This window comes from Paenibacillus septentrionalis, from assembly GCF_042659865.1.
GTDB lineage: Bacteria > Bacillota > Bacilli > Paenibacillales > Paenibacillaceae > Pristimantibacillus > Pristimantibacillus septentrionalis.
The window spans coordinates 193,257-218,946 of the sequence record NZ_JBHSTE010000003.1; the positions used below are offsets into that span (position 1 = coordinate 193,257).

Sequence of the window (25,690 nt, forward strand, 5' to 3'; positions counted from 1 at the left end):
TTAACATTTGCTTAATAAATACATGCGAAAACTTCAGCTTTCAGCGGGTAAGAGTAGAGCTGTTAAGCCAATCTACACGATTAACAATCAAGTTCCTGCTTATCTAGCTTCATCGCAATATACACGATCAGTATTGGTAGAAAGTGTGCGCCTCTATTCACGGGCAATAATAGAATAAAGTATACTTTTTTGTGTTTGTAAACTAAAACCTTAATAAAAAAAAACTTCACCTAGTCGAAACTAAGCGAAGTCTTCATATTTACTATTCTTTTACCCAAACCATCATTTCGCCTTCACCGCGATTGGCCCACGTATAGTATGGGATAAAGGTGAGCTTCTTAGGCTTTTGCTGAAGCTCGGCATTCGCCGCATACAACTCGTCGCTCCAATCACTAGCCTCCTCAATCAACCCGTCAGCCTCGATCGTTACGACACCGCCAGCCAGCTCATCATTGAATGCAAGCTTCAGCTCGGCATTTTTCGGCAAGCGTACATGCTGCAGGTTGCCTCCGTTGTCTGCTTCCTCGATGCAATACACGATTGGCCCGCGCTGTAGTGCAACCTTGCCCGCATTGGCTCTAATTTTCGGGTGGCTCTTCATTCTCTTGATCGACATATCAAGCTTCAGCTCTACTTTATCTCCGTTCTTCCACTCTCTGTGGATCACAGCATAACCATCCTTCATCAAGCCGGACAGCTCGATTTCCTCGCCGTTTACATAGATTGAAGCATGGTCTGACCAGCCAGGAATGCGTACAGCCAGCCCGAAGCTAACAGGTGCGTCAACTGACACCTCGTATAATACCTTGCCCTGCCACGGAAGCTCAGAGACTTGTGTAAGCTCAATGCTGTTGCCATTAAGCTCAACCTGCGTTTTGCCTCCAATAAACAGATGCGAATAAATCGTATCGTTGTTTACAGAATACAGATAGTCACCTAGTGAAGACAACAATCTTGCTAGGTTCGGAGGGCAGCATGCACAGCCATACCACTCTGGTCGAACAGGCTTAATATGGTTGTAGTTATGGTTATGTCCATGGCATTGAGATGGAAATACCTCTAGCGGATTAACGTAGAAGAAATGCTTTCCATCCAGTGCCATGCCAGAGATGACAGTATTGTACAACGCGCGCTCCATCACATCTGCATAATGTGCATGAGGCTCAAGCTGCAGCATGCGTTGAGCGGAAAAGATCAGCCCGATTGAAGCACAGGTTTCAGCGTAAACCGTGTCATTCGGCAAGTCATAATCAACTGAAAACGCCTCGCCATGTACCATTGATCCAATGCCGCCTGTAATGTACATTTGCTTGCCTACAATGTTGTTCCAAAGCGTGCGGCTCGCATTAAGAAGCGTCTCATCATTCGTTTCTCTCGCAATATCGATCATGCCTGACAACATATAAACAACACGCACCGCATGTCCTACCGCCTCTGCCTGCTCTCGTACAGGCTTATGCACCTGGAAATATTTTTTGTCGATATGAATACGGTTTTTGTGCCATATACTCGTCCAGCCGCGCTTTTCAGCTTCCTCCTCGAAGAAGTTGTTCGTGCCGCGCATATCGATAAAGTATTTGCTCAAGTTTAAATATTTTTCATTGCCCGTTGCATGATACAGCTTTACAAGTGCAAGCTCAATCTCCTGATGACCGTCATAGCCAGGAAGCTGATCCGGACCATCGCCAAACACCTCTGCGATATGGTCAGCAAAACGGCATACGATATCAAGCAGCTTAGTTTTGCCTGTCGCTTCATAATAGGCTACTGCCGCTTCAATCATATGTCCAGCCGTGTACAGCTCGTGCGCTTCTGTCAGGTTCTTCCACTTGTCTTCCGGTGCCTTAATCGTGAAATACGTATTCAAGTAGCCATCAGGCTGCTGAGCTTTTTCAATAATGTCAATCATCTCATCCGCGATTGCTTCGAGCTCCGGATTAGGCTGCTTCATTAATAGATACCCTACCGCTTCCAGCCACTTAGCTACGTCAGTATCCTGAAAGACAAAGCCGTAAAATTCACCTTCCGCGAGGCCTGCTGCTATTTTAAAGTTTTGAACCGCGTGACTTTTCTCAGCGCCCTCAACACGATCATTAATGGCTTCCCACTGATAAGGAACGACGACATCTCTGACAAGCTGCGTATATTGCCCCCAGAACGAATCATCAATATTCACCTGCTTCATTGATACAAAGCTATTTGCTGTAACCATAATAATTCCTCCCCATGATTGGCTTAAATCTGTATTTGCTTCAATTGCTGCTTTGATAGCCTGGACATATTTTTCATAGAAACGTTTCTTGCCTCACATTACATGGTGAAGCTACGTTAATTTCACACTACAGCTTTATTTTATGTGTTATGATTACAATACACGATACAGAAAACCAACTAATTTCTTATAAAATCTCACACTAAGACAGGTGAACATGATGAGCTATATTTATTTTAACAGCCCGCCGTCACCCTACTATCTTGAAAGCGGCTTTTCAGACTATGAGATCGGGGAATCGCATCCGAACAGACACAGTCTTAACCTATTCGACCTCATAATCGTTCGCAATGGCAGTCTGCACTTGGGAGAGGAAAAAGAAAGCTGGCTGCTTCACGAAGGACAGACATTAATATTACTGCCTGACCGTTACCACTATAGTGTGGAGCCTGTTACGACTGATACATTTTTTTACTGGATTCATTTTCAGACGGTTAATGATTGGGTTGAAAGCGAACAGCTACATTACAAATTTCAGACTGAAAAACATCAGGATTGCTTTAATCCCGCTCCTTACACGATGCAAATTCCAAAATCGATGCAGCTCCTCTACCCACAGCAGGCCTACCGGTTAGTTGAGCAAATGAATGACGCGAATAAGCAAATAGAGCCCAAGGCGTACTGGCAAAAGCAGCATGCTTTCGAGGAGTTGTTGCTTATGATGGACATGAAGCAAACCAACAGGCAAACAAGCAGCATCGTACGTCTAGCGGAGCAGGTCGAGCACTATATTCGCAATCATTACCGACAGCAAATCACCAATCAGGCACTATCACTCATTTTCAACTATCACTATAACTACATTACGAAAGCGATGAAGCAGGTGTACGGCTATACACCAAGCGAGTATGTCTTGAAGGTGCGATTGGATCAAGCGAAAATGCTACTGCTTAATACGCATTTATCCATCTCTGATATTGCCGAAAACGTTGGGTTCGATAACGCCCCGTATTTCTCAAACTGCTTTGCAAAGCATGTAGGCGAAGCCCCTTCCAGCTACCGCAAAAAATATTATGAGTAATGTAAAACAATCAACGCCTGAAAAGTAGTAATACTCGTAAAGAACAAAAAAAGCTATGCACCCACCTTCACACGACGCTCAGATGGCTCTGAGCCTCGGTTAGGCTATGCATAGCTTTCTTTAATCTTTAATGACGAGTCCCAAAAGCGAAGCAAATTGCATCGCCTGATAACGCGATACCTTGCAGCCCTTCAGATGCTCAATTGCTACAGTCAAGGATGAGAACTCTGAGCTGCTCATATCGACCTCCTTCAAAGAGGTTCCGTCAAAGTTAACAGCATCGAGTTTGCATTGCTCATAACTTACCTTTTTCAGCTTACAATTAAAAAAATCAGCATCCTGCAGCAGACTGTCAGTAAACAACGTTTTCTCCAGCTTCGACTCACCGAAGTTTGATAAGATTAGATTGCTTAGCAAAAACTGTGTAGTGCCAATACTCGACCTCGTAAGCTCGGTTCCGACAAGCTTACAATTTACGAATTCGACTCGATGTATAGAAGAGCGGCTTAGCTTGGCATTGGAAAGATCACAATGCTCAAGCCTCACATCAAGCAAATCCAGTGAATCAATGTTGCATCCCTGCAAGCTACAGCCCTTGAGTACAACATTAGCAGCTCTAAACCGGGAGAAGCTTTGTCCATCGAGCTGTTGATTCGTAATGATGATATTTTCTAGCTCAACAGAATGGTCTTCCGGCTCCTGCCAAACTCCTTCTATTAAATGCGAGCTTAATTTCGGCGCATCAAGCTTCATCATTCTGCCCCTCTCCTGTATAGCTTTATATTAAAGCTTAAACCTTAAATTTACCAACAGCCTGTCTAAGCTCATTAGCAAGGTTCTGCAGCTGTTGAGAGGAATGCGACAATTCTTCGATTGAAGCAAGCTGCTCCTCAGAAGCTGCGGCAACCTCTTGCGAATGAGACGAAGATGCATTGGCCATTTGCTCCAGTTCAACCATTGAAGCAGCAATTTCTTCACTTCCTGCAGACATTTGCTCAGATGCAGCAGACACTTCTTGAACTTGTCCAGATACCTGGTTCACGGCTTCATGAATAGAGCGGAAGGATTCGCCTGAAGCGTTGACCAGTTCTGTACCTACTCGAGTTTCACGTGCAGATTCAGACAACGAAGCGCTAACTCCTTCCGATTTGGAACGGATTTCCTCCAGAATGGCTGCAATTTCATCAGACGATTCCTTCGAGCGCTCCGCCAGCTTGCGAATCTCCTGTGCAACAACAGCAAAGCCTTTCCCGTGTTCACCTGCGCGAGCAGCTTCAATTGAAGCGTTCAGCGCAAGCAGATTCGTTTGATCTGCAACCTCCGTAATATGACCAATTATATCGCCAATCCGCTCACTGGATTGATTAAGCTGCAGCATTACTTCGGCAGCACCTGTTACTTGCTTTTCAATCGTATGCATCTGCTTCACAGCTTGACTTACCACAGTTTCGCCTTCCGCTGCTAGATGTGAAGTATCTGTAGCTAGTTCGGATACTGTTGAAGAGGATTCTGCAATTCTCTGAATAACAATCGCCATTTCTGTCATTGCACGTTGACATTCCTGCGCACTTGCAAGCTGTGTTTCCGCTCCTGCGGATACGCTTTGAATTGCTGATGAAATATCATTCATAGCAGACTCTGATTGACCCGCTGTCTCTTTTATTGCACTGGAGGATTCGGAGACTTCCTTCGATGTATGATCGATATGTACAGCAAGCTCTCTTAAGCTTGTAACCATTTCATTAAATGAACGAGCAGCTTGTCCAATTTCATTGCCAAAGGTAGTCGGAACTTGAACCGTAAGATCACCATTCGCAGCTTTCTTCGCAAGTCTAACAAGGGTACGTAATGGCTGGATGACAATTCGAATAATCAAAGTAGCTAATATAATGGCGATTATAGCTGGAATAACAGCGATTATCGTACTTTTAAAGAAGGTTTCAATTAAAAAATCCTTCACGATGTCATAATCAAAGTCAAGCCCCATCACCGCGACAGTTGTGCCTTGTGCATCACGCAACGGCGCTAAATATGTTATCCAGTCACCATAATCATCAGTATATTCTTCCGATAGTCCTGACTGATTATTTAGTGCTTGTTGAAATTGTTCAAGAAGCTCTTCGCTTGCTATGTAGATATCCCCTGCCTGATGACCTACATCCATAAATGTATTGCTCGTTTGCAAAAACGTTAGCTCGTTTTGTTCTTCAGTTTTCGTATAATTCGTTGTAAGAAAATATGCTCTTACAATAAGCTCATCATCGATCGTCGCATTCAACAAACGATTCAAAATATCCATTTCGGCAGAAGAGGATGTGCGATCTCCATTCATCCATTCCATCGCTGATTCTATATACTGAATATCCATTTGCGCCTGAGCCTGTAATTTTTCTCCGATCGCTTGAAATTCACCGAACTTCGCTTGTTTCTGCGCATCATACGACACGTAATTCATAACTATTGCCTGTGTCATAAAAAGAACGGCCAAAAGAATAGAGCTGGAAAAAACTAATGACTGCTTCTTAATCCATTTGATCATTGCTGTACTCCCCTTTTTGCTGGTGAATGTGAACTTGATGATAATAGCTGCTAATTGTTAGTTGCGTATAAGGAAAGAATAAGAAACCAATGAGCAAATATCTAAACTTTACTCAACGCAACTAGCAAACATATCATCGGTTTTCCAAATCGATTGATATAGTCCTTTTGTACAAATCAGGAAATAACACCAAAGAAATAGTTCTTAAGAATGAAGGAAATACTGCTTGCTACATAGAAAAACAAGATTTTTAATCACATGTACCTACTCCTAAAGTAACATGTTTCTTATCCATTAATTGTTAAATTGTGATTAGAGAAAATTTTTCCATTGACTAAAAAAGAGTACAAAAACCCCGAACTGTGCTACGAAATACAAATTTCGTATGACAATTCGGGGTTTTTATAAATACCTGGTTGCTTATTGCGTTCGGTTTTGACTACAATCTTGTCATCATGCTCATTCGTTTGGCAGCACTTTGCATGATAGGTGCATATTCTCTCATCCGATCCAAGTCAAGTCTTCCTGATGGACCTGATACAGCAAGAGCAGCGATGATATGTCCTTCTCGATCAAAGATCGGTACCGAGACTGCAGCCACTCCGCTTTCACGCTCCTCAAAGCTGACGGCATAGCCTTGCTCAAGTACCTCGCATAATTCACTCTGATACGTATCCATCGTAAGCTGATCTCTTAGCTGCCATGTTGGATGCTGCCAGATTTCCTGCTGGTCCTCTTGGCTTGCGTAAGCAATCAGCACCTTGCTTGAGGCCCCAGCATAGAGAGGAAAGCGAGCACCTACTGGCGCTACTCTTCGAACTGGCTCATTGCTTTGTACAGATTGAATACGAATCCGTTCAACACCTGAGCGTACATAGATACTAACCGTTTCACCCAGCTGATCTCGTAGTCTCTCCATTTCCTTCTGCCACATCATGGACTGATCATTGGTTGTTGACAGATTCGCAGACAACTCCCATACCATTAATCCGAGCTGGTAACGATCGGTTGAAGCGTCTCGTTCAATGAAGCCCTTATCCTCCAATGTTGCCAACATGCGATGTACCGTACTTTTATGCAAACCGACCTCCTGCGCCAATTCAGTCATGGCCCAGCTAGGGCGAATCGTAAAGCAAAGTAAAATATCGAGCGCTCTTTCCACCGAACGAACGGTGTTTTTCCCTTCTTCCACGAGCATCCCTCCTGCTTCCATTGTATCATGTGACAATCGGAACTAACAGTAGATTGTTTCATACAATAAAACTAATTTTCAAATCCATTGATATTTATTCTCATTTAGTATACTATGCTTCCTTTTAGATGTACATTTCATTTTGCCGATTGGATAAGCATATTCATGCAAGTATGAGATAAGTTCCAGTTGACAGTCGAAACATGTCAGTCTAGCATTAAATGAAAAGGCAGGTAAAGAGGTGAGTCAACATGAGCAGCCCAATTATGCAAGCAACTGCAACAGCAGCTGCACCCGACATCAAGTTAAATCGCAAATCAAAACTTACTCATTTCTCAATTGCCAGTACAGTCGCACTGCTTGCCTTTATCGGCATCATCGTCATTGTTAGTCATGCTATTATCGCTTGGAATCTAGCTTTTCCTTATGTACCGCCGCTTGAAAGCAACCCTTTGGAGAAAAAACAGCTTTCCTATGAGGTAGTGGTTTATCCAAGCAGAAGTGGGGAAACGACTGTTGACAGCTGGTTTATTCCTGCAACTCATGGTGCTTCAGGTGATGAATCGAAACAAACGATTATTTTATCTCATGGATATGGTGCCAATCGTGAAGAAAGCTGGGTCCCGATGTACGATTTGGCTGAACTTATGCATGAGCTTAACTATAATGTCATCATGTTTGATTATGGCTATGCGTCAAAAAGCTATAATGCACCTGCTACATGGGGAGCTGAAGAAAAAAATCAACTGCTGGCGGCAGTTGATTATGCTAAAGAACGTGGTGCGCAAAAAATTATCGTTTGGGGCTTTTCAATGGGTGGCGGCACCGCACTCCAAGCAGCTTTAGAATCGGACCATATCGATGGATTAATTTTGGATAGCCTGTTCTTGCCCAGTCCTGATACGCTCTACACCAATATTAAACAGTATATCGGACTGCCGAAGTATCCGACAACTGCGATCATTAGCAGACTGCTTCCCCTTTGGACGAATCACGCTTTTTCAAACAAACCTGCGGAGACCATTCTCCAGAAACAATATGAAATCCCATTGTTTATTATCCATGGTACAGCCGACAATAAAGCTGATGTTTACATTGCAGAGCAAATTGCAGCCAATCAATTAGTTCCCCAATCTCGGATTTGGGTTGTCGAGGGTGGTCAGCATGAGCTTATATTCCGTAAAGACCCCAATGTATATATGAAAAATATCTCGCAATTTTTAAGTTCATTTTATTAACGATCTAGTATGCTTATGAGGCAGCCAAGTATTCTAATTTGGCTGCTTTTCTTTTTGCTGTTTTTTGCTATAATTCAAACAACAGGATAGGTTATACAGCTAAATGGCTTCTTATTCTGTTGAAGATGAGACGAGTAAGTTGAGATGAGGAGAGATGAGTGAGTATGTACAATGAACCCTTGTATGAACAAAATGGAGTTGCGATGACCAGTCGTGCCTTCGATGAGTATTGTCGCATGTTTTTGCTTGAAAACGAACTGCCGGCTAGTGGCCGGATTCTGGATGTGGCAGGTGGCGCATCGTCATTTACCGCTGAACTGTGTAAGCGAGGCTATGATGCATTTGCTTGTGATCCGCTTTATAAGCTAACGCCTGATGCCATGCTTGAGCATGGATTGAAGGAACTTGAGCTTGCTGCTGCAAAACTGGCTGCCAAGCTGGAAGCTTTCGTATGGAAGGATTACTCCTCATTAGAAGAGCATGATGCAATTCGTCATGACGCATTACAGCAATTTATTATGCATTATCGCCATGAAAAACAGCAGCAGACGCTTTCTCATAAGCCATTACGCTACGTTACTGCCGAACTGCCAACGCTGCCGTTTCGAGATCATAGCTTCGAGCTTGTATGCTGTAACCACTTTTTGTTTTTGTATCAAGAACAGTTTGATTATTCGTTCCACCTGCAAGCCTTACAGGAGATGCTGCGTGTTACCAAGCAAGGAGGGCGTATTGTTGCGTATCCGCTTGTCGGTTTCCGCAACGAGAGATATCCGCATCTAGATGAGCTGATCCATGATCTGCAAAAACAGCAAATATCAGTGAGACTACGTAGTACACCTTTTCGCTTTCTTCCTGCTGCCGAGCATTTTCTCGAAATAACGAAACAATAAAACGAGGGCGCAGCATAGTCTGCTACTTGCCTGTTGGCGGTATAGACTATGCTGCGCCCTTATTGCATCACAATTGCAAATTAAGACGAAGCGTTATAGCCGAGCTCGATCAGTTTGTCGCGCGCGACTTCTTTATCATCAAAATGCGTTTTTTCCGTTCCGATAATTTGATAATTTTCATGACCTTTGCCTGCAATGACAATAATATCACCTTCACCTGCACCTGCAATCGCTTGTTCAATAGCAGCCTTGCGATCCACAATTGACGTATAATGTTCAGCACTTAGATGACCTGTCATATCCTCTAGTATCGCAGCAGGGTCCTCCGTTCGAGGATTGTCTGACGTAAAGTACACGTAATCAGCTAATTGAATAGCAATATCGGCCATAATTGGTCGTTTTGTACGATCACGATCACCACCACAACCAACAACGCAAATGAGCTTGCGTGGCTCAAGTTGACGGGCTGTATTCAGCACATTTTCCAGACTGTCTGGTGTATGTGCATAATCAACGACCACTGCAAAAGGCTGCCCTTGCTGCACCGTCTCAAAGCGTCCCGCTACTCCTTTTACACCCTCGATTGCAGCTTTTACCTGCTCCAAGGTAAGTCCCTCGGGCAAAACGGCACTAATCGCTGCCAATAGATTGTAGACATTGAACTTACCGATTAGCGAAGTTTGAATCGTTGTTGTTCCTATCGGCGTTTGCAATGAGAAGCTTGTGCCCGAAGCTGTAATGTTAATATCCGTAGCTCGTACAAGCGCTTGCTCGCTTAACCCGTACGTGATCAATTGCGCGCTTGTTACACCCGCATAAGCTTCACTCCAAGGATCATCCGCGTTCAGAACAGCATATTTGGGCTGAGCGTAGTCATTGCCGAGTTGTGAAAACAACAGGCTTTTTGCTTGCCCATATGCATCCATCGTCTTATGATAATCGAGATGATCCTGTGTCAAATTCGTAAATACCGCTGTTTTGAACTGACAGCCATGGACACGTCCCAGATGCAGCGCATGCGAGGATACCTCCATTACGCCGTACTCAACGTCTGCTTCCACCATATTATGAAAATAACGCTGCAAATCGTAACAAACTGGCGTCGTAAGCTTCGCTTCTTCTTGAAAGCCCGGGTAGCGAATTTCAATTGTTCCGATTACCCCGGTCGCATGCTGGTGGAACGTTAGCAAATGCTCAATCAAATTCGTCGTCGTCGTCTTTCCATTCGTACCTGTAACACCAATCAGCTTCAGCTTAGACGTAGGAGAGCTGTAAAAACGATCCACCATCAATGAGGCTGCTCTTACAGTACTAGGCACATGCACATAAACAATGCCCTCCACCTGCTCGACTTCCTGTTCCACGACAATGACGGTAGCGCCTCGCTCAATTGCTTGTGGAATGTAGTCATGCCCGTCCATATTGGCACCCTTCGTACAGACAAACACATTGCCTGCTTCAACAACCCGCGAGTCATTATGAATGCCTGTCACTTCCGTTTCAACGTCACCCGTTACATTTACAAATAATAATGGCTGAATCAGCTCTTTTAATTTCATCTATAACACTCCCTTGGCCTATTACTCCGGCCCAAAATGATCCCGTAAAAATGTTCCCTGTATAAATGCTATGCATTCAATGCCAGCGTTAATACGCATTACTGATCATGATGCAGTATGGCTTCCATAGCTACTTCGGTTCGTCACGATGTATGCAGTATTATGAACATTCATTGTGCTATGAAGTATTTGCAACTCTCTCGCCATTATACTCTATTTAGTTCCTCGTATACAGTTTATGAGGAGCGAAAGCAAAGAGGCGCTCAACTAGTATAGCAACCGTTGAACGCCTATCATAATCTTGCTGTTATTTGATTAATTGCATAAATTCAGATCGTAGCGCAGGATCATGCTGATACAAGCCTCGCGCTGCCGTCGTAACCGTTTTGCTGCCTGGTTTTTTAATGCCTCGAGCACACATACATAGATGCTCGCCTTCAACTACGACAAACACGCCTTGTGGATCCAGCTCCTCATCAAGCACGTTGGCGATTGTTGAAGTAATGCGCTCCTGAACCTGCAAGCGGCGAGTAACGGCTTCAACCAGACGAGCCAGTTTGCTAAGGCCAACGATTTTACCGCTTGGCAAATACCCAATATGCACTTTACCAAAGAATGGCGCCATATGATGCTCACACTGACTGTAATACACAATATCCTTTACAATGACGAGTTCTTCATGATTTTCATCAAATACTGCACCTAGTACTTCACGCGGCTCAACCTCGTAGCCTGCGAAAATTTCCTCGTACATGCGCGTGACACGTGCCGGTGTTTCAATTAACCCCTCACGCTCAACGTCCTCGCCAATTAACTTCAATATTTCCTTGATATGCTCTTCTATTTTTTCACGGTTGCTGGAAACCTGGGAATTGACGTAATCTTTCTTGCCCGCCATCCTAGTTCGCTCCCTCCTGCTCCTACGTATAATTATTTACGAGGAAACTTTTGATTTTTCATCATTTGCTGTGCTTTTTGCATTTGCTTGCTGTTCAAATTATAGCCCATTTGCTTTGCCATTTTTTGCATCATTTCAGGATTCATATTCGCAAGCTGTTTCTGCATCATTTCTGGGTTGTTTTGCATATTTTCAAGCTGCTTGCGCAGATAAAATACTCCGATGATAAATCCACCAATTAGCCCAACCACAAGCGTTACAATAGGAATTACAATATCATACCACGCCATATAGTTCACCTAGACCTTTCAATACAATGTTAGCTTTGACATCCCTGTATCATATCATGAAGCAAGCATTTAAGCAACAAATGTTCGTGCTTATTGCTCAGTATTCTGCTGAGACAACGCTTGCTCTATCTTAGTCCTCGCAGCTTCATCCTTTTCATGTGCAAGTGCTCGTTCAAGTGACTCTCTCGCTGCCTGCGTACCAATTCTGCCAAGCGCCCAAGCAGCTGTTGCACGAAGTACCTCGCGTGGGTCTTTAATCAGCACCTCTGTTAAGGCTGGTACAGCTGTGGCGTCCTTAAAGTTCCCAAGTGCTATGACCGCATTACGCTGGATCGGCTTTTTACCTCGCCACGCACCCGAAACATGACCGAATTGCTCCTTGAATTGTTTATTGCTAAGCGACAGCAATGGAATTAGCAGCGGCTTGGCGAGCTCAGGATCAGGTTGAAGATCGTCATGCTGCGTCCAGTTTTTCCCGCGATTAATCGGACATACGATCTGACAGGTATCACAGCCATACAAGCGATTGCCGATTTTACGCATATATTCATCGCTAAGCAATGTTTTCGTCTGCGTTAAAAAGGAGACGCATTTCTGCGCATCCAGCTCTCCCGGACCAACAAGCGCACCGGTCGGACAAGCATCTATGCATTTCGTACAGCTTCCGCATTGCTCCGTTACTTGCTCATCAGGCTCGAGCGGCAAATTCGTGATCATCTCGCCAAGATATATCCATGAACCTAGCTCTGGGTTAATAATGGAGCAGTTTTTTGCACTAAACCCTATTCCTGCGCGCTCGGCAACCGCGCGATCAGACAATTCTCCGGTATCAACCATGCTCTCCGCTCGAAGATCTGGTACGCGCTCACGAAGCCAATTCTCCAGCTTGCTTAGACGATCGCGCAGCACATGGTGGTAATCATTTCCCCAGGATGCGCGGGCAAAAATTCCGCGTCTTGCCCCTTCCTCCGATTTCGGAGCATTTTCCAGCTTGGAGGAATAGGCAACCGCGATGGCAATTATTGATTTGGGACGATCGAACAGCAGCGATGGATCCGTGCGTCGATCCAGATCCTTTGGCTCAAATCCTGATTCTCTGCCTAGCTCCCGATGCCGGATTAATCGCTCCTTTAACGTAACAAAAGGATCAGGTGACGCAACCCCAATCGCGTCAATACCCAAATCCTTTGCTGCTTGCTTCATGTCTTCTTTTAATGTTGCCCATTGGTTCATATTCATCATTTATAACCCTTAATAGCGGCACGAGCCAGCTCGTCACAGCGATTGTTGAACTCGTTGTCGCTATGTCCTTTTACTTTCACATATTGTACCTGATGCTGCTTCATCAAGCTCCACAGCTGCTTCCATAGATCTTGATTCTCAACAGGCTCCTTCTTGCTGTTCATCCAGCCATTGCGCATCCAGCCATATATCCAGCCCTTCTGAAAGCAGTTCACCACATAAGCAGAATCGCTATAAACCGTAGCCTTGCAGGGCTCCTTTAAAACCTCCAACGCTTTAATGACCGCCATAATCTCCATCCGATTATTAGTTGTTGCGCGATCACCACCGCTGAGCTCCTTGACATGCTTGCCGTAAAACAACAACGCTCCATAACCGCCTGGCCCAGGATTGCCTGAGCAAGCACCGTCCGTATAGATCATAACTTCCTTCACAAGCCAGGCCTCCAGTTAAAACCACTTAAATTCAGATAATGGCCAGATTACGCCATCAATGCGACCCAAAATCTCATCTTCAGCAATTGGACCAAAGCTGCGACTGTCATTACTCATCATCAGCTTGCGGTTGTCACCCATCACATAGTAATGCCCTTCAGGGATAATTAGATCGATAGATTCGTTGCCTTCGATCTCGGAGTTCGTGTAGTCTTCTTCAACAGCCTCTCCGTTGCGATACAGCATTCCGTTCTTGATTTCTATATGGTCACCGCCAACACCAACGACACGCTTGACAAAATATTTATTGTTAGGTTCTGTTTCAATTCGTGGATTGTTCAGCACAACGATATCGCCCGTCTTAGGCGAGCCGATCAAATAGACAATCTTGTTAGAAAATAGCCATTCTCTATCTACCAGGGTAGGTTCCATTGATTTGCCGCTGACAATAGCTGGCGAGAATAAAAAAGCTTGTACTAAAAATACTATAACAAACGAAATGGCGATCGTTTTAATCCAATCCCATAATTCTGACAACATGCCGTTACCCCTCTCCATTAAGCTCCATCCACTTATTATAATAGTATTTTACGGTCTGTTCATGGAATGGCGCCTCTCCCTCTTCTATGCGCTTTAACAACTCGTGAAGGCCTGCTCGAACCTTTTCTTCAACGACGTGAGAATAATGATATAGCTGCTTGTGTTGTTCGTATTCATCCTCATCCACGACGACACATCTTCCGTCCAGCGTTAGCAGCACATCAAGGTCATAATCGATATACGTAATCGTCCCTTGTGCGTAATAAGGAGGCGAAGCAATGTTGCAATAATAGCGAATCCCGCTATCTTCCAGCAGCGCTACAACATTGTACCAGCAGCCTGGTATGAAAAACGAAACAGCAGGAACACGACTCACCCACTGCTTGCCATTGGCCTCAACAATCGGTGTTTGCTGGTTAACGATTACGATCATTTCCTCCTGCTGATGCGGCTCGAGCAGTTCAGCATGCGGAACTAGCCAATTTTGTTGCCAAACACGATGCACATGTCCATCATGCTTAAAGCTCTTGATCACACAATGCTTAAATCGACTCATTCTGCATGCCTCCCTTCTTTATTGCCTATTATTATACCCTAAGAAGTAGGCCGCTGTCTCTTTTTGCATACAATTGCTAGTTGTGAATGTCAGGATTTATTCATTCAAATTCAATTGTACAAGCTTGACACAAAGAGCACGCAGCGATTTCTTAATACTCACTCCGCGCTCTTTTTATTAATCAATCTTCTCTGCTAGTTTCATGGTGTTAGTCACACCTTCATTGCTTATATCAATAGTTAAAAACTTTATCCTTGAATTGTCAGAATCAAGTAATGCGATATTTCCTGTTATGGAGGCATTTGACGACAAGGACCAACTATTAAGGTAATCTCCACCGTTACCAAAAAGATTGTTAGTAGCTAGGGCAAGCGATAAACTGCGTGAAGGTGCATGTGTTACGGCTATCTTCTTCTCCAGATCAGAATTTTCAAAAGAGATTGTATTCTTGCTTCGATTAGCAATTGTGACCGTCAGCCATAAAACATGATTCGCTGACTTATAGTTTTGAAAGCCATATCTATCCTGTAATGCTTTAGCTTCCGCTGAATCAGTTTTGAATAAATAAGCTTCTTCTAGCGTAACTTGAAGCCCGTTAGCGGAGACTGTCACTGGCAGTTGTTCAATCTGTTTATAACCGATGTCGTCGAAATTATCGCTTACTTTCTCCGTTCCTGTCATAAAATTAACGGTATTGGTATGTTTATTATAGCTGACCTTTAAACCAAGCCCCTCTGCAACAGAACGAACTGGAATAAATACACGCCCCTGCTTCATTTCAGCTGATGTGTCCATTGTAACGGATAAACCATTAACCGTAATTTCCTTCTTGCCAACAGTAACGGAAACGGTATTACTGCCCCGTGTTAAGGTCGCAATTTGCTTAGTATTATCCCATTTGATGTCCTTGCCTTCCACCCCAACTACATTAGCAATTAAACGCAACGATGCCATATAGCGATTTTCCTTATTAATGTATTGTTGCGGCTCTCCAGCTGGCGTAACAAACAACCTTCCATCAACCCTGAAAGTCGGTACATCGTCCTTAGCTGCCGACACACTGCCAAGCATCGTAATGAGCAAAACAACGGCTAAAACAAGACTTACTGCCCTTTTCATTTCTATCAAACTCCTTTTTTCATTAGATCATTATTTTCATAACTGTGAAGCCGAATTTTTTCGTGCTTACATCCACGCATCCACGTAGAGTGCGACAGCCCGCACATTTTACCCTTGCGCAGTAGGCACTTGCAAACGTTTTAGTGCGGCTCGGTTTAAATGCACCTTAAATTGGTTTTATTTGCACTTCACTAATGCCAAAATCCCTTATTCTATGCGTGGTGCGGATCTTCCAGTAATTTTATGTTCGCTTCCGACCCGCACCTTGCTCTGGCTTAACATAACGTCCATATCAACTAACCCTCTGCCATGAGCTGCTCATATAACCAGTCTACCGAGCTTTCCCCAGATATTTGATGTCCCCCCTTATGGATATCGCTTGCTAGCTTCTCCTCTGCCCCCAACCGTATATATGTCTCACGCAGCTCAGCAAGCGCCTTTACTGTATACTCAATAGGAAAAATCTGATCCTGCTCACCCGCTTCTACAAATAAAGCTCGCGGCGCAATCAGTCCGATAAGATCAGGCTGTTCAGCCTCAAGCGCAATACCTGGCAAGTAGTTATCGATACAATGCCGCATCGCCAATATGCTGCCAGCAAACGTATTCACCCAGCCACAAAGCACCGTTGCCCTAACACGCTCGTCCAATGCTGCTGTATATGCTGCAATTAACCCGCCGCCCGAAAAGCCAAATATTCCGATTCGATCTTGCTGTACATCATCGCGTCCCTGCAGGTAGTCTAATGCACGCATTGCTTCATACACCCGCATGCCAGCAAGCGTTCTACCATTAGCAAGCAGTTGTGCCGATAGTGTTGGGCAAGAATTATAGTGGGCATCAGCCTTCTTTTCCTCAGACATGCGCCGTACACCAAATCCCATAATCTCAGGAACTACAACCAGCATCCCCTTTCGGACCAATTGAACGGCAAATCGATTATGAATGCCTGGTTCCTCTAGCAGACTCCCCGACTGATCCATGCCAATTGCTTCATGCTGACCGCTGCCATGCCCATGACAGGCAAGCACAGCGGGCCAAGGACCTGCTCCTGCAAATTTAGGGATTAACACCATCACCGGAACATTCACATGCTCCATCGTACCGTATGCAATCCGCTCCAAGTAAAAGTCGTCATACTCTCTGCGCTCGAGCAGCTGTGGCTCAAGTGGGATCTTCGTCTCTGGAAATGCCCCCAGCGCCCGTTGCAATGCTGCTAGTGCTTGATGGTGACGCTCAATCGAAGACAAGCCCCTCTGCTTCTGTTCTCGTAATCTAACGGTTTGTTCGTTCAATCCTCGGATTAATGCATCAGTCGACCAATCCAATTTTTCCAGCTCCTTTACATGCTTTTTTTATATGAAACTTGATTGCGCAGTCCGTTTATTAGCTTGTTGTTCATTCCTACTATGGTCTTTCTGCCTTAAACGATAGAATCCTGCATCTAGCAAGCTAATAGATACTTTTATATGCGTATTAACTACCCTACCAAAGCAAAAAAAGACGACCACCCAAAGATCATGACATGATCTTCAGATGGATCGTCTAACGTACCACTCTATTCCACTCGTTTGGCATGTACAATAAATCTTGCATCGCTTACCTCATACGTACACGTAACCAATGTTAGCAATTGATCATCCGCCGTAATCTCAATGTCCGACTGATAAAGCGAGCTGTCAACAATGGCATGCAAATATTCGCTGTACTCCTGCTTGCTCTCAAATTCATACTGAAAAAACTGATGCTCGGGGGAATAGACATAGACGGAAAAAATCTGCCAACGAGTAGGCTGTTCCAATGTGTCTAACGTAATGATCGCATGCTCCTTAAAGGTTGCCACATCCTTATAACGGAACAACTCGCCAAACATGCTGCCATCCTTCATATGGTGACCATAAATAACAGTATGCGTGTCCGTAAGTACGCTCTCATTTCGATAATCCATAAAAATCGCACCATGAGACGATCGTTTTCGATCAATATTGTGATTCAGGTAATATTGATTGTCCGTATGCTGCACGACTGGATAATCTATCTCTGTGCCTGCGATGCTGAGCCATCCTACAATATCGGCATTAACCTCAAGCAGGCCATTAAACCGTTCTTGATACTGCTGCTGCAAGAGGTGGGAGGAAGGTTCTTGTTCTATGCCGCTTTCTGCAGGTGGTTCAGCATTGGCTTGAACAGCCGCCGCATACTGCTGACGCAGTTGATCATTCATTTGACGATTCAAGTATCCATCGTATAGGTACGTTGCGATATTGATGCCGCTATACACAAAAATACCAACCAGTATGATGAGCAGTAGATACTTCAGTTTTTTCACAGTTATACAGCCCCGATCTATGACATGACAGATAAACGATTCGGTATATCTCTAATAAGGAATGCGTACATCCTATAAGAATGTACGCATTCTGGGATTAAACATTCAGAACATTATTGCTTGTGCACTCTTCTTTTTCCGAGCAGCAGCATTGCTGCAAGAAGTAGGCCGCTTCCTACAAACAACCAAATCATCATAGAGATTGAATCACCTGTTTTTGGCAAATGATTCGAAGCACCTCCAGCGTTAGTGCCTTTATTGCCTGTAGCACCACTGTTTGGATCTGGCTTCTTAACGCCACTCACTGACTCACCATCCTTAGGGCCTGATCCTGGGTTGACTTCATCATCTGATCCGTTTCCAATTGGGGAAACATCGCCATCTCCAGGTGTTGGAGTTGGTGCAGGCGTTGTTGGATCTGGTGTTGGTTCAGGAGTCGGTTCTGGTGATGTTGGATCTGGTGTTGGGCCTGGAGTCGGTTCTGGTGACGGCTCCGGCGTTGGTTCTGGTGATACTGGATCTGGTGTTGGATCTGGCCAGTAATATGGCTTCACTAACGCATTACAGTTATCTTTTATACTAATCGTACCAAGATAAACTGCACCCTCATATACCGTGTAAAGCCCCGGTTCAATCGTATAAGGGATCGTTGCCTGACCATTTTCATCCGTTGTACCTGTTGCCATTACCACTACTCGGCTTACATCTCTAATTTCAAATGAGACATCTTTGCGCGGTGCACCGTTTACGTTTTGAATAGTTAACGTAAAGACTGGACATGCATTTACCGATACCGCGACAGTCGCTCTGCACATTTCATCAATGTAGCTTACGGTAATGACGCCAAGCTCTTTGCCTGACTCATTCAGTACAGTGTACGTCTCACCTTGCTGCAATTTGGTCTTATCGCTAAATACGATTTGACCATTCGCATTGGTAATGCCCGTTTCTACAATTTCACCTGCTTGGTTCACAATTGTAACTTTCACATTTGAGCCAACAGGAGCAGAATCACTATTGATTACCGTTAGTACAAAGGTTGGACATGCATTTTTAATCACGATGCCTTGACACTGATTTTTGTACGTAACTGTAACCGTGCCTAGCTCAGCGCCTAACGTATCGTCGCTATTAGCTTCGTATACGGTAACTTGACCTGGCGCCTGATTAGTCGGCAGAACGATTTTTCCATCTGCATCAGTTATATAGACTTTTTCAGTACCTGCGCTGTCCTTGACAATAACGCGAGCATTCGCTTTAGGTGTTACACCGTCTGGACCGATAACTGTAATTTCGAATGCCGGACATACGCGAAGTTTTTCAACTTCAGCTTCGCAATTACCTGTGTAAGATACCACAAACGTACCTAGCTCCTTGCCTGCCTCAACACCAAAGCCGGCAATCGTTACACGGTATTGTCCTGGCGCTGTTGTCGAAGAGAATACAACTTGACTATCTTCGTTAACTGTTCCTGTGAAGGAAGAATTCGTTGTCGTATTCGTCAGCATAACTTCTGTCCCTGGTGCTACGAGTCCGTCCTCGTCCTTCAATGTCAGAACGAAGGCTGGACATGCAGGCAATGGCTGTACGGTTGCTGCACAGTCTGTTCCTACTACGAATTCACCAAGCTTCGTAGTGCCCTCGTACACTTCATATTGACCAGGTACAAGATTCGTAATCGTAGCTTTACCCGTTGTATCCGTTGTAACAGTCGTTACTGGATTATTCGTCGCTTTATCAACGAGTGTTACGGTTGCAGTAGCACGCGTTCTGCCATCTGCATCATTTACCGTTAGTACAAAGACTTCACACACTCTTGATACTTGCAATTCAGCCTCACAATTAGCCCCTTGGTAGCTAATGACAACATTGCCGAGATACTGTTGATGTTCATACAGCTTGTAAGTGCCAGCTGCTACCGTAGTCGGAATCGTGAACTTACCGTTCTCATCCGTTGTTGCAGTAGCAATGACTGCATTTGCCGTATCCTTGAGCGTGACTGCAACATTAGGTCTAGGGCTTCCACTCTCTGTGTTCACTGTAATCGTGACGACTGGACATGCATTTTCAGGAATGATCACTGTTGCGCGACATTCTTCATCGATGTAGCTGACTGTAATGACACCAAGCTCTACGCCAGATTGGCTCACGACCGTATATGCTTCATCCTGCTGCAGCTTAGTTTTATCGTTAAATACGATTTGACCATTGCTGTCTGTCGTACCTGTTGCTACAACCTCATCTGCCTCATCCTTAATCACGACATTCAAATTAGCAATTGCCGTAATTGAATCGATATCGTGGACAATCAGTGTGAAGGTTGGACATGCATTTTTAATAACGATGCCTTGGCAGTCTTGTTTGTACGTGACTACAACCTGACCTAGCTCTTCACCAGTCGTATTGTCGCTATTAACCTCATATACGGTTACCGGACCAGGTGCCTGTGAGGTTGGCAAATAAATTTTTCCAGCAGCATTCGTTGTGTAAGGTATTTCAGTGCCTGCGCTGTCCTTAACAAGTACGCGTGTATTAGCCTTTGGTGTTACACCGTCTGGAGCGATAACTGTAATTTCGTATACGAAACATGCACGAAGCTTCTCTACTTCAGCTTGGCAATCTCCTGTATACGTCAGGTTAAATGTGCCCAGTTCCTTGCTGGCATCGCTGCCCGTGCCAGGTATCGTTACGCGATACTGTCCTGGCGGTGCAGTAGTCAAGCTCGAATCTAATGAAACCTGACCGTTTGCATTTACAGTTCTTGTGAACGAAATGCCTGAATCGTTGATATTCGTAATTGTAACTTCTGTGTCAGCTGTTACTAGACCATCCTCGTCTTTCAGCGTCAAGACAAAGGTTGGACAAGCAATTGGCTGCTGTACGGTTGCTGCACAGTCTGTTCCAACTACAAATTCATCATTAATCGCAACACCATTTACAGCTACTAGATATGTGCCCGGCGGAAGATTTATAATGGATACTTCTCCATCTGCATCAGTGTTCGAAACTGGCTGCGGCACCACTTTAGCTGGATCATTTTTATCGGTAATCGTTACCGTCGCATTTGCATGCGGCTCGCCATCTGCATCTCTAACGGTTAATACAAAAATTTCGCAGACTCTTGCTACCTGCAGTTCGGCTTCACAATTTCCTAGATAACTGATCACGACATTCCCGAGCAACTGGTTTTCTTCATACAGCTTGTAAGTACCTGCTGCTACAGTAGTCGGTACCGTGAATTTGCCATTGTCGTCCGTAGTTTCCGTTGCAACTATATCTCCAGCTGTGGTCTTTAAGGTTACTTCAACATTCGGCCTTGGGCTTCCATTCTCTGCATTCACTACAATGGTGAAGAGTGAACAAGCAGGTGCCGGCTGTACTGTTCCTTCGCAATCACCAACAGTATACTTAACCGTGACTGTACCTAACTCACTATTATCCACTGCGCCAAGGACTGTATATACGCCTGCTTGCACAATAGCACCAGATGTACCTGGACGATTCATCGTTACTTGGCCTAAATCATTAGTCGTACCTGCATAAACTTCCACATTGTTTCCATCAACGAGCCTAATCTCTTTGTTAGGATCAATAAGTCCGTCAACGTCCCTTACAGTTAGCGTAAACGTTGGACAAGCGTCTGTAACAGCAACAGTCTCATAGTTGTTAATGACGTAAGGTCTGCCGCTTCTTGACGTGTCGACAGCTGCACCCATTGTAATCGTAATGTCTGTTGCAGTTTCATAGCCAGTCGGTGTCGTTTCTCTCAATGTATACTGACCGTAGCGAACGTCTTCAAATGCAACAAGTCCATCAGCATTTGTTGTTCCCTCATAGAGCATCACGTTATTGGCTTTGTTCCACAGCTCGAATTTAACGCCCGGAAGCTCGATAGTGTTACCCGTCAAAGGATTCACACCAAACTTTTTGAGCTGCAGCGTTCCTCTTGTACCGGAAGCACCCGTATCCGAAACGCTGTACTTGAATACATCCTGGTCACTGCCTTCCGTGCTTACTCCCGCACCTGAAGAACCATGATAATTAATTGACGCTTCATTGGATATAGGTTCTCCAGCATTGCCGTCCCCTAGAAAAAAGGTTGAATACGTAATGATAAAGCCTTTTCCATCTAGATTTCCGAGATCTAGACTAAAGCTGCCATCAGCATTGACCGTAATATCGTCAGGATCAATATCAACTGAGCTTCCTACATCTGACGTTCCACCTGAATTCAACTTAATCTCTTGCTTTTTGAACGTATTCGTTAATACCTTCTGGTTGGATGATGGTTTATCCGTTAGGATGATATTTCCAATTTTTGAATTGGAAGCATTCACCGTAACAGTCCAATTCGTAACATCATCATCAGGACGTACTTGAGCTGATTTCGTGATGAGCTCATTTGCATGGCTGCTAATCGTTGCTGTTTCCGTGTGTTCATAGCTGCCATCATGCGGTGTACGAAATACGGCTGTATTTGTGTATTGTGTAGCGTTAGTTCCCGGCTGACCATAGATGTCATCGGAATCCTTTGATTTGTACTCGATTAAGTACGCTTCACGATTCTCCGTTGGCGTTAAACCTGTAAAAGTTATGACGAAGCCTGTTACTTTTCCGTCTGCGTCTGTTAAACTTTCGGTAACGTCCCATTTAGATGGATCTAGCTGAGGCTGATTTGTTGTTACTCCATCTTCTGTGCGTAAATCCAATCTCGTAACTGTAATTTGATCCTTCAAAGTACCATTTGGAACAGGAATGTAATGACCGCTGCCTAACGTATCTGTTAATGTCGCTCCATTAATATCCTGCTTGTTAATATTCACTGCTACGCGCCAAGCAAATTCTTGAGTGTCATTGTACACATTCACTCGCTTGTAACCATTGTCTACGGTAGTGGTGCCTGGTCTATAACTAGCTGAGTCTAATGCCTCGTTGTTTGTACTAGTAATACCTTCCCATGTTGCATTAGCGGTATTTTCATACTCCCTTGCAACTCCGCCGTTTGGCTTAATGTCAAACTTAGTTTTGTATTGAATGGTAACGAGACGCTCTGCAGGAATGCTGTCAATTGCCACCTTGAAACCTTCAATACCAGCAGCTGGAGCATTGTCGTTCGGGTCTGTAATCGTAACTGTTAATCCATTTGCACCCGTAACGCGGAAGAAATCTGATCCTTCCCACTCTGTTAGCGTATGCTTTAGAGAATCTACAGTATCTCGTTGAACCGTTGTAAATGCATCCTCAACGACAAAGTTCCTTAACTCTTTTTCAGCTCGAATGGTCAAGGTCCATGTAATCGTTTTGTTCGCATAATCAATGGTCCCGCCACCTGTTTTAACAAAGATGTTCGGCGTCAGATTTACCGTTGCAGTCTTGGACTCACCACTATCCTCTCTCGTTACCGTGTTGGTAATCGTACCCCTATTATCATAAGTAACGAACTCATCCTCAAGCACGGTCTGATACTCAATAAGGTAAGCGGCAGTCACTTTCCCCTCACTATTGGCCTGCTTGCTGAAGTCAAGCTCGAAGCTATAGTCTTCAGAAATGAGGTCATAGTCGTTTGGATCTACGAGCGTTAAATTTTCAGCATTTTGACCATCGTTAGACAATGTTACTTGATACACCTTGAAGGTTGTATAGTCAATTTTGTGCTTACCAGTTCCAGTGAGCTCACCTTCCATCTTATCTGTAAGCTTTGCCTCACCAGCATCAATTTTCTCCCCGAGCCAGTTGTACTTAATCTGCCATTTTGATTCATATTTGCCACGGTAGTTATCAAGGCTCTCGTGATTTTTCTCGAGGCTTGGTCCGTATTGAACAGTTTGACCTGCATCAACTTTGGTATTAGCTGGAATACCATTTCCAGTTAACTCAGCAATATTTGTATATCTCATGCTTGATGAGGTCGGATCTGCAGTTACTTCCGTGTAATACGTTACTTTGTAAGCAAAATAACCATCCTGCAGATTAATAGGGAAAGCAGCAGCGCTGTTATCCGTAGAGACAACAGTACCCGGATTGTTTCGATCAAAGCCAGCCAACCCAACCTTATACTGTTCGACTGTAATAGCCCCTGTCAATTCATGCTTAGAATCCGGCTGATCATCCAAACTGGCCCCTTCAAGCTTCTGTCCAGCTGTGTTCACCCAGACCGTCCATGGAATCGTTACAGTTCCTTCGGCATCACGTTCAATGGCTCCAGCACCTTTTGTAATTAAGCTCCCGCTACCAATCGGATCAAATACAAACGGAAGCATAACATTTGCCGATCCTAAAACAGGAATATCTAACACTTGCTCAAGCTCACTCTCATCTGCAAAGTTATCAAACTTTGCAATGAATCTGAAGAAGATTGTACCGGGCGAGCCTGACTCCAGATCGCTGTCCAACGTTACCGTTACTTCCTTGGAAGTCGCATTGTACGTAGAGTGATATGCGAGCCAGCCATCTGTCTCTTCCAATTCTCTTCTTTGATTAAATGAACCAGGAGTTTGCTCTTCAATCATATGAGCGGGCAATTGGAAGGTGAAAGTAGATCCTACTCCATAATCCATTGATGGATCTATTTCGAACTCGTACTGTAAATGTACAGTATCACCTTTTTTAGGATTAGGACCTGTGTAGGCAGCTAAATCATCGGCATCTGCTATGAGTTGACCACTTGCGCTAAAAAGATTCAGACCTACAAATTTCATAGCAATATCTGTTGCTTCAAGCTCTGTAGCTAGAAAAGCCATCATTGCTAGTTCTTCTTCCGATTCAGGAGCATTCTCTTCTTCATTATCCTCAGGTGTTGCTTCTGCTCCATCCTCAGGAGTCGCTTCTGTTCCATCCTCCGGAGTCGCTTCTGCTCCATCCTCAGGAGTCGCTTCTGCTCCATCCTCAGGTGTTGTTTCTACTCCATCCTCTGGAGTCGCTTCTGCTCCATCCTCAGGTGTTGCTTCTGCTCCATCCTCAGGTGTTGCTTCTGTCCCATCTTCAGGACTAGTTGCAGTGCCTTCCTCTGGTGCTTGTGCTGCATCATCAGCTGGAAGTGTGCTTTCCTCTGATTCACTCGTAGCTGGTGGCGGTGTCAGAGGATCATTTTCAGCAAACGCTGTAATCGGTGCAAAGATGACCTGAAGCACCAAAAGCACTGCAAGTATTGCGGTATTAACTCTCTTCATCCTTCTCTCCTTTTCTCGGTTGAGAGAGCGATACCTATGTTTGCTGACAAACGCAGCCAGTTCACTGGAAGGGTTGCAGCAATACATAAGGTCTGCCTCTCTTCTTCCAGTGTATTAATTCTCGTTTGCAGAATACGTAAACGCCTTTGAAGGGGTATGAAGACAAGCCGTTAAGCAAGTCAAACATGAAGCGTTTAGTAAACGCAACCCTTTAATCGAGCCAATGACTATTCCTCTCACCTCCTTTCAAAGTCACGGCTCTTCCAATTTTTGTGCATTTTGTTCCCAGTATACGAAATCAATCTAAAAAATTTCTGAACAATTTCTGTACAAGCTACAAATGAGCTCTAATCATCCTATTATTTCGTTTTAGTTTTAGTTTTATGTTTCTATTTTTGG

At 44.3% G+C, this 25,690-nt stretch carries 18 protein-coding genes; 3 read left to right on the plus strand and 15 right to left on the minus strand.

Features of this window, described 5'->3' with window-relative positions; genetic code table 11:
• Window positions 1-262 precede the first annotated feature (262 nt).
• On the minus strand, window positions 263-2,212 hold the full coding sequence (locus ACFP56_RS09315) for a glycoside hydrolase family 127 protein (RefSeq protein WP_379233651.1): 1,950 nt from the start codon (window positions 2,210-2,212) through the stop codon (window positions 263-265).
• Between the two features lie 220 nt (window positions 2,213-2,432).
• On the opposite strand from ACFP56_RS09315, the gene ACFP56_RS09320 reads away from it, so the two are divergent.
• Window positions 2,433-3,293, plus strand: coding sequence for a helix-turn-helix transcriptional regulator (locus ACFP56_RS09320; RefSeq protein WP_379233653.1), 861 nt, complete (start codon window positions 2,433-2,435; stop codon window positions 3,291-3,293).
• A gap of 120 nt (window positions 3,294-3,413) precedes the next feature.
• Here ACFP56_RS09320 and ACFP56_RS09325 read toward each other — a convergent pair whose 3' ends face one another.
• The 3 genes from ACFP56_RS09325 to ACFP56_RS09335 form a co-directional block, all read right to left on the minus strand.
• Window positions 3,414-4,049 carry a pentapeptide repeat-containing protein gene (locus tag ACFP56_RS09325; protein WP_379233655.1) on the minus strand — a complete coding sequence of 212 codons (636 nt, stop codon included), beginning with the start codon at window positions 4,047-4,049 and terminating at the stop codon, window positions 3,414-3,416.
• A gap of 34 nt (window positions 4,050-4,083) precedes the next feature.
• Window positions 4,084-5,832: a methyl-accepting chemotaxis protein gene (locus ACFP56_RS09330; RefSeq protein ID WP_379233658.1), complete on the minus strand. Its 1,749-nt coding sequence runs from the start codon at window positions 5,830-5,832 to the stop codon at window positions 4,084-4,086.
• Between the two features lie 439 nt (window positions 5,833-6,271).
• A complete protein-coding gene (locus tag ACFP56_RS09335) occupies window positions 6,272-7,024 on the minus strand; it encodes an IclR family transcriptional regulator (protein WP_379233660.1) in 753 nt (250 codons plus the stop codon).
• 251 nt (window positions 7,025-7,275) lie between these two features.
• Here ACFP56_RS09335 and ACFP56_RS09340 point away from each other — a divergent pair, with 251 nt between their 5' ends.
• Window positions 7,276-8,262: an alpha/beta hydrolase gene (locus ACFP56_RS09340; RefSeq protein WP_379233662.1), complete on the plus strand. Its 987-nt coding sequence runs from the start codon at window positions 7,276-7,278 to the stop codon at window positions 8,260-8,262.
• Between the two features lie 164 nt (window positions 8,263-8,426).
• The gene (locus ACFP56_RS09345) at window positions 8,427-9,155 is read left to right on the plus strand and encodes a class I SAM-dependent methyltransferase (RefSeq protein WP_379233664.1); all 729 of its coding nucleotides are present in this window, start codon (window positions 8,427-8,429) and stop codon (window positions 9,153-9,155) included.
• An 80-nt stretch (window positions 9,156-9,235) separates the two neighbouring features.
• Here ACFP56_RS09345 and ACFP56_RS09350 read toward each other — a convergent pair whose 3' ends face one another.
• From ACFP56_RS09350 to ACFP56_RS09400, 11 genes are all read right to left on the minus strand, one after another.
• Window positions 9,236-10,714, minus strand: coding sequence for a UDP-N-acetylmuramoyl-L-alanyl-D-glutamate--2,6-diaminopimelate ligase (locus ACFP56_RS09350; RefSeq protein ID WP_379233666.1), 1,479 nt, complete (start codon window positions 10,712-10,714; stop codon window positions 9,236-9,238).
• A gap of 307 nt (window positions 10,715-11,021) precedes the next feature.
• A complete protein-coding gene (folE, locus tag ACFP56_RS09355; RefSeq protein WP_379233668.1) occupies window positions 11,022-11,612 on the minus strand; it encodes a GTP cyclohydrolase I FolE in 591 nt (196 codons plus the stop codon).
• A gap of 32 nt (window positions 11,613-11,644) precedes the next feature.
• Window positions 11,645-11,902: a YneF family protein gene (locus ACFP56_RS09360; protein ID WP_379233670.1), complete on the minus strand. Its 258-nt coding sequence runs from the start codon at window positions 11,900-11,902 to the stop codon at window positions 11,645-11,647.
• Between the two features lie 90 nt (window positions 11,903-11,992).
• Window positions 11,993-13,141, minus strand: coding sequence for a tRNA epoxyqueuosine(34) reductase QueG (gene queG / locus ACFP56_RS09365; RefSeq protein ID WP_379233672.1), 1,149 nt, complete (start codon window positions 13,139-13,141; stop codon window positions 11,993-11,995).
• On the minus strand, window positions 13,141-13,578 hold the full coding sequence (gene rnhA / locus ACFP56_RS09370; protein ID WP_379233675.1) for a ribonuclease HI: 438 nt from the start codon (window positions 13,576-13,578) through the stop codon (window positions 13,141-13,143). Before rnhA ends, queG begins: the two co-directional genes overlap by 1 nt.
• Before the next feature lie 15 nt (window positions 13,579-13,593).
• The gene (lepB, locus tag ACFP56_RS09375; RefSeq protein ID WP_379233677.1) at window positions 13,594-14,118 is read right to left on the minus strand and encodes a signal peptidase I; all 525 of its coding nucleotides are present in this window, start codon (window positions 14,116-14,118) and stop codon (window positions 13,594-13,596) included.
• Window positions 14,119-14,122: 4 nt separating this feature from the next.
• Window positions 14,123-14,674, minus strand: a complete 552-nt coding sequence (locus ACFP56_RS09380; protein ID WP_379233679.1) for a DUF402 domain-containing protein — start codon at window positions 14,672-14,674, stop codon at window positions 14,123-14,125.
• Window positions 14,675-14,851: 177 nt separating this feature from the next.
• Complete coding sequence (locus ACFP56_RS09385) at window positions 14,852-15,793, minus strand: copper amine oxidase N-terminal domain-containing protein (protein ID WP_379233681.1); 942 nt, start codon at window positions 15,791-15,793, stop codon at window positions 14,852-14,854.
• A 296-nt stretch (window positions 15,794-16,089) separates the two neighbouring features.
• Window positions 16,090-17,121 carry an alpha/beta hydrolase family protein gene (locus ACFP56_RS09390; protein ID WP_379233683.1) on the minus strand — a complete coding sequence of 344 codons (1,032 nt, stop codon included), beginning with the start codon at window positions 17,119-17,121 and terminating at the stop codon, window positions 16,090-16,092.
• A gap of 230 nt (window positions 17,122-17,351) precedes the next feature.
• Window positions 17,352-18,122, minus strand: coding sequence for a class B sortase (gene srtB, locus ACFP56_RS09395; RefSeq protein WP_379233685.1), 771 nt, complete (start codon window positions 18,120-18,122; stop codon window positions 17,352-17,354).
• Window positions 18,123-18,235: 113 nt separating this feature from the next.
• Entirely contained in the window at window positions 18,236-25,291 is a 7,056-nt protein-coding gene (locus ACFP56_RS09400) for a carboxypeptidase regulatory-like domain-containing protein (RefSeq protein ID WP_379233687.1), read from the minus strand.
• Window positions 25,292-25,690: the final 399 nt, after the last annotated feature.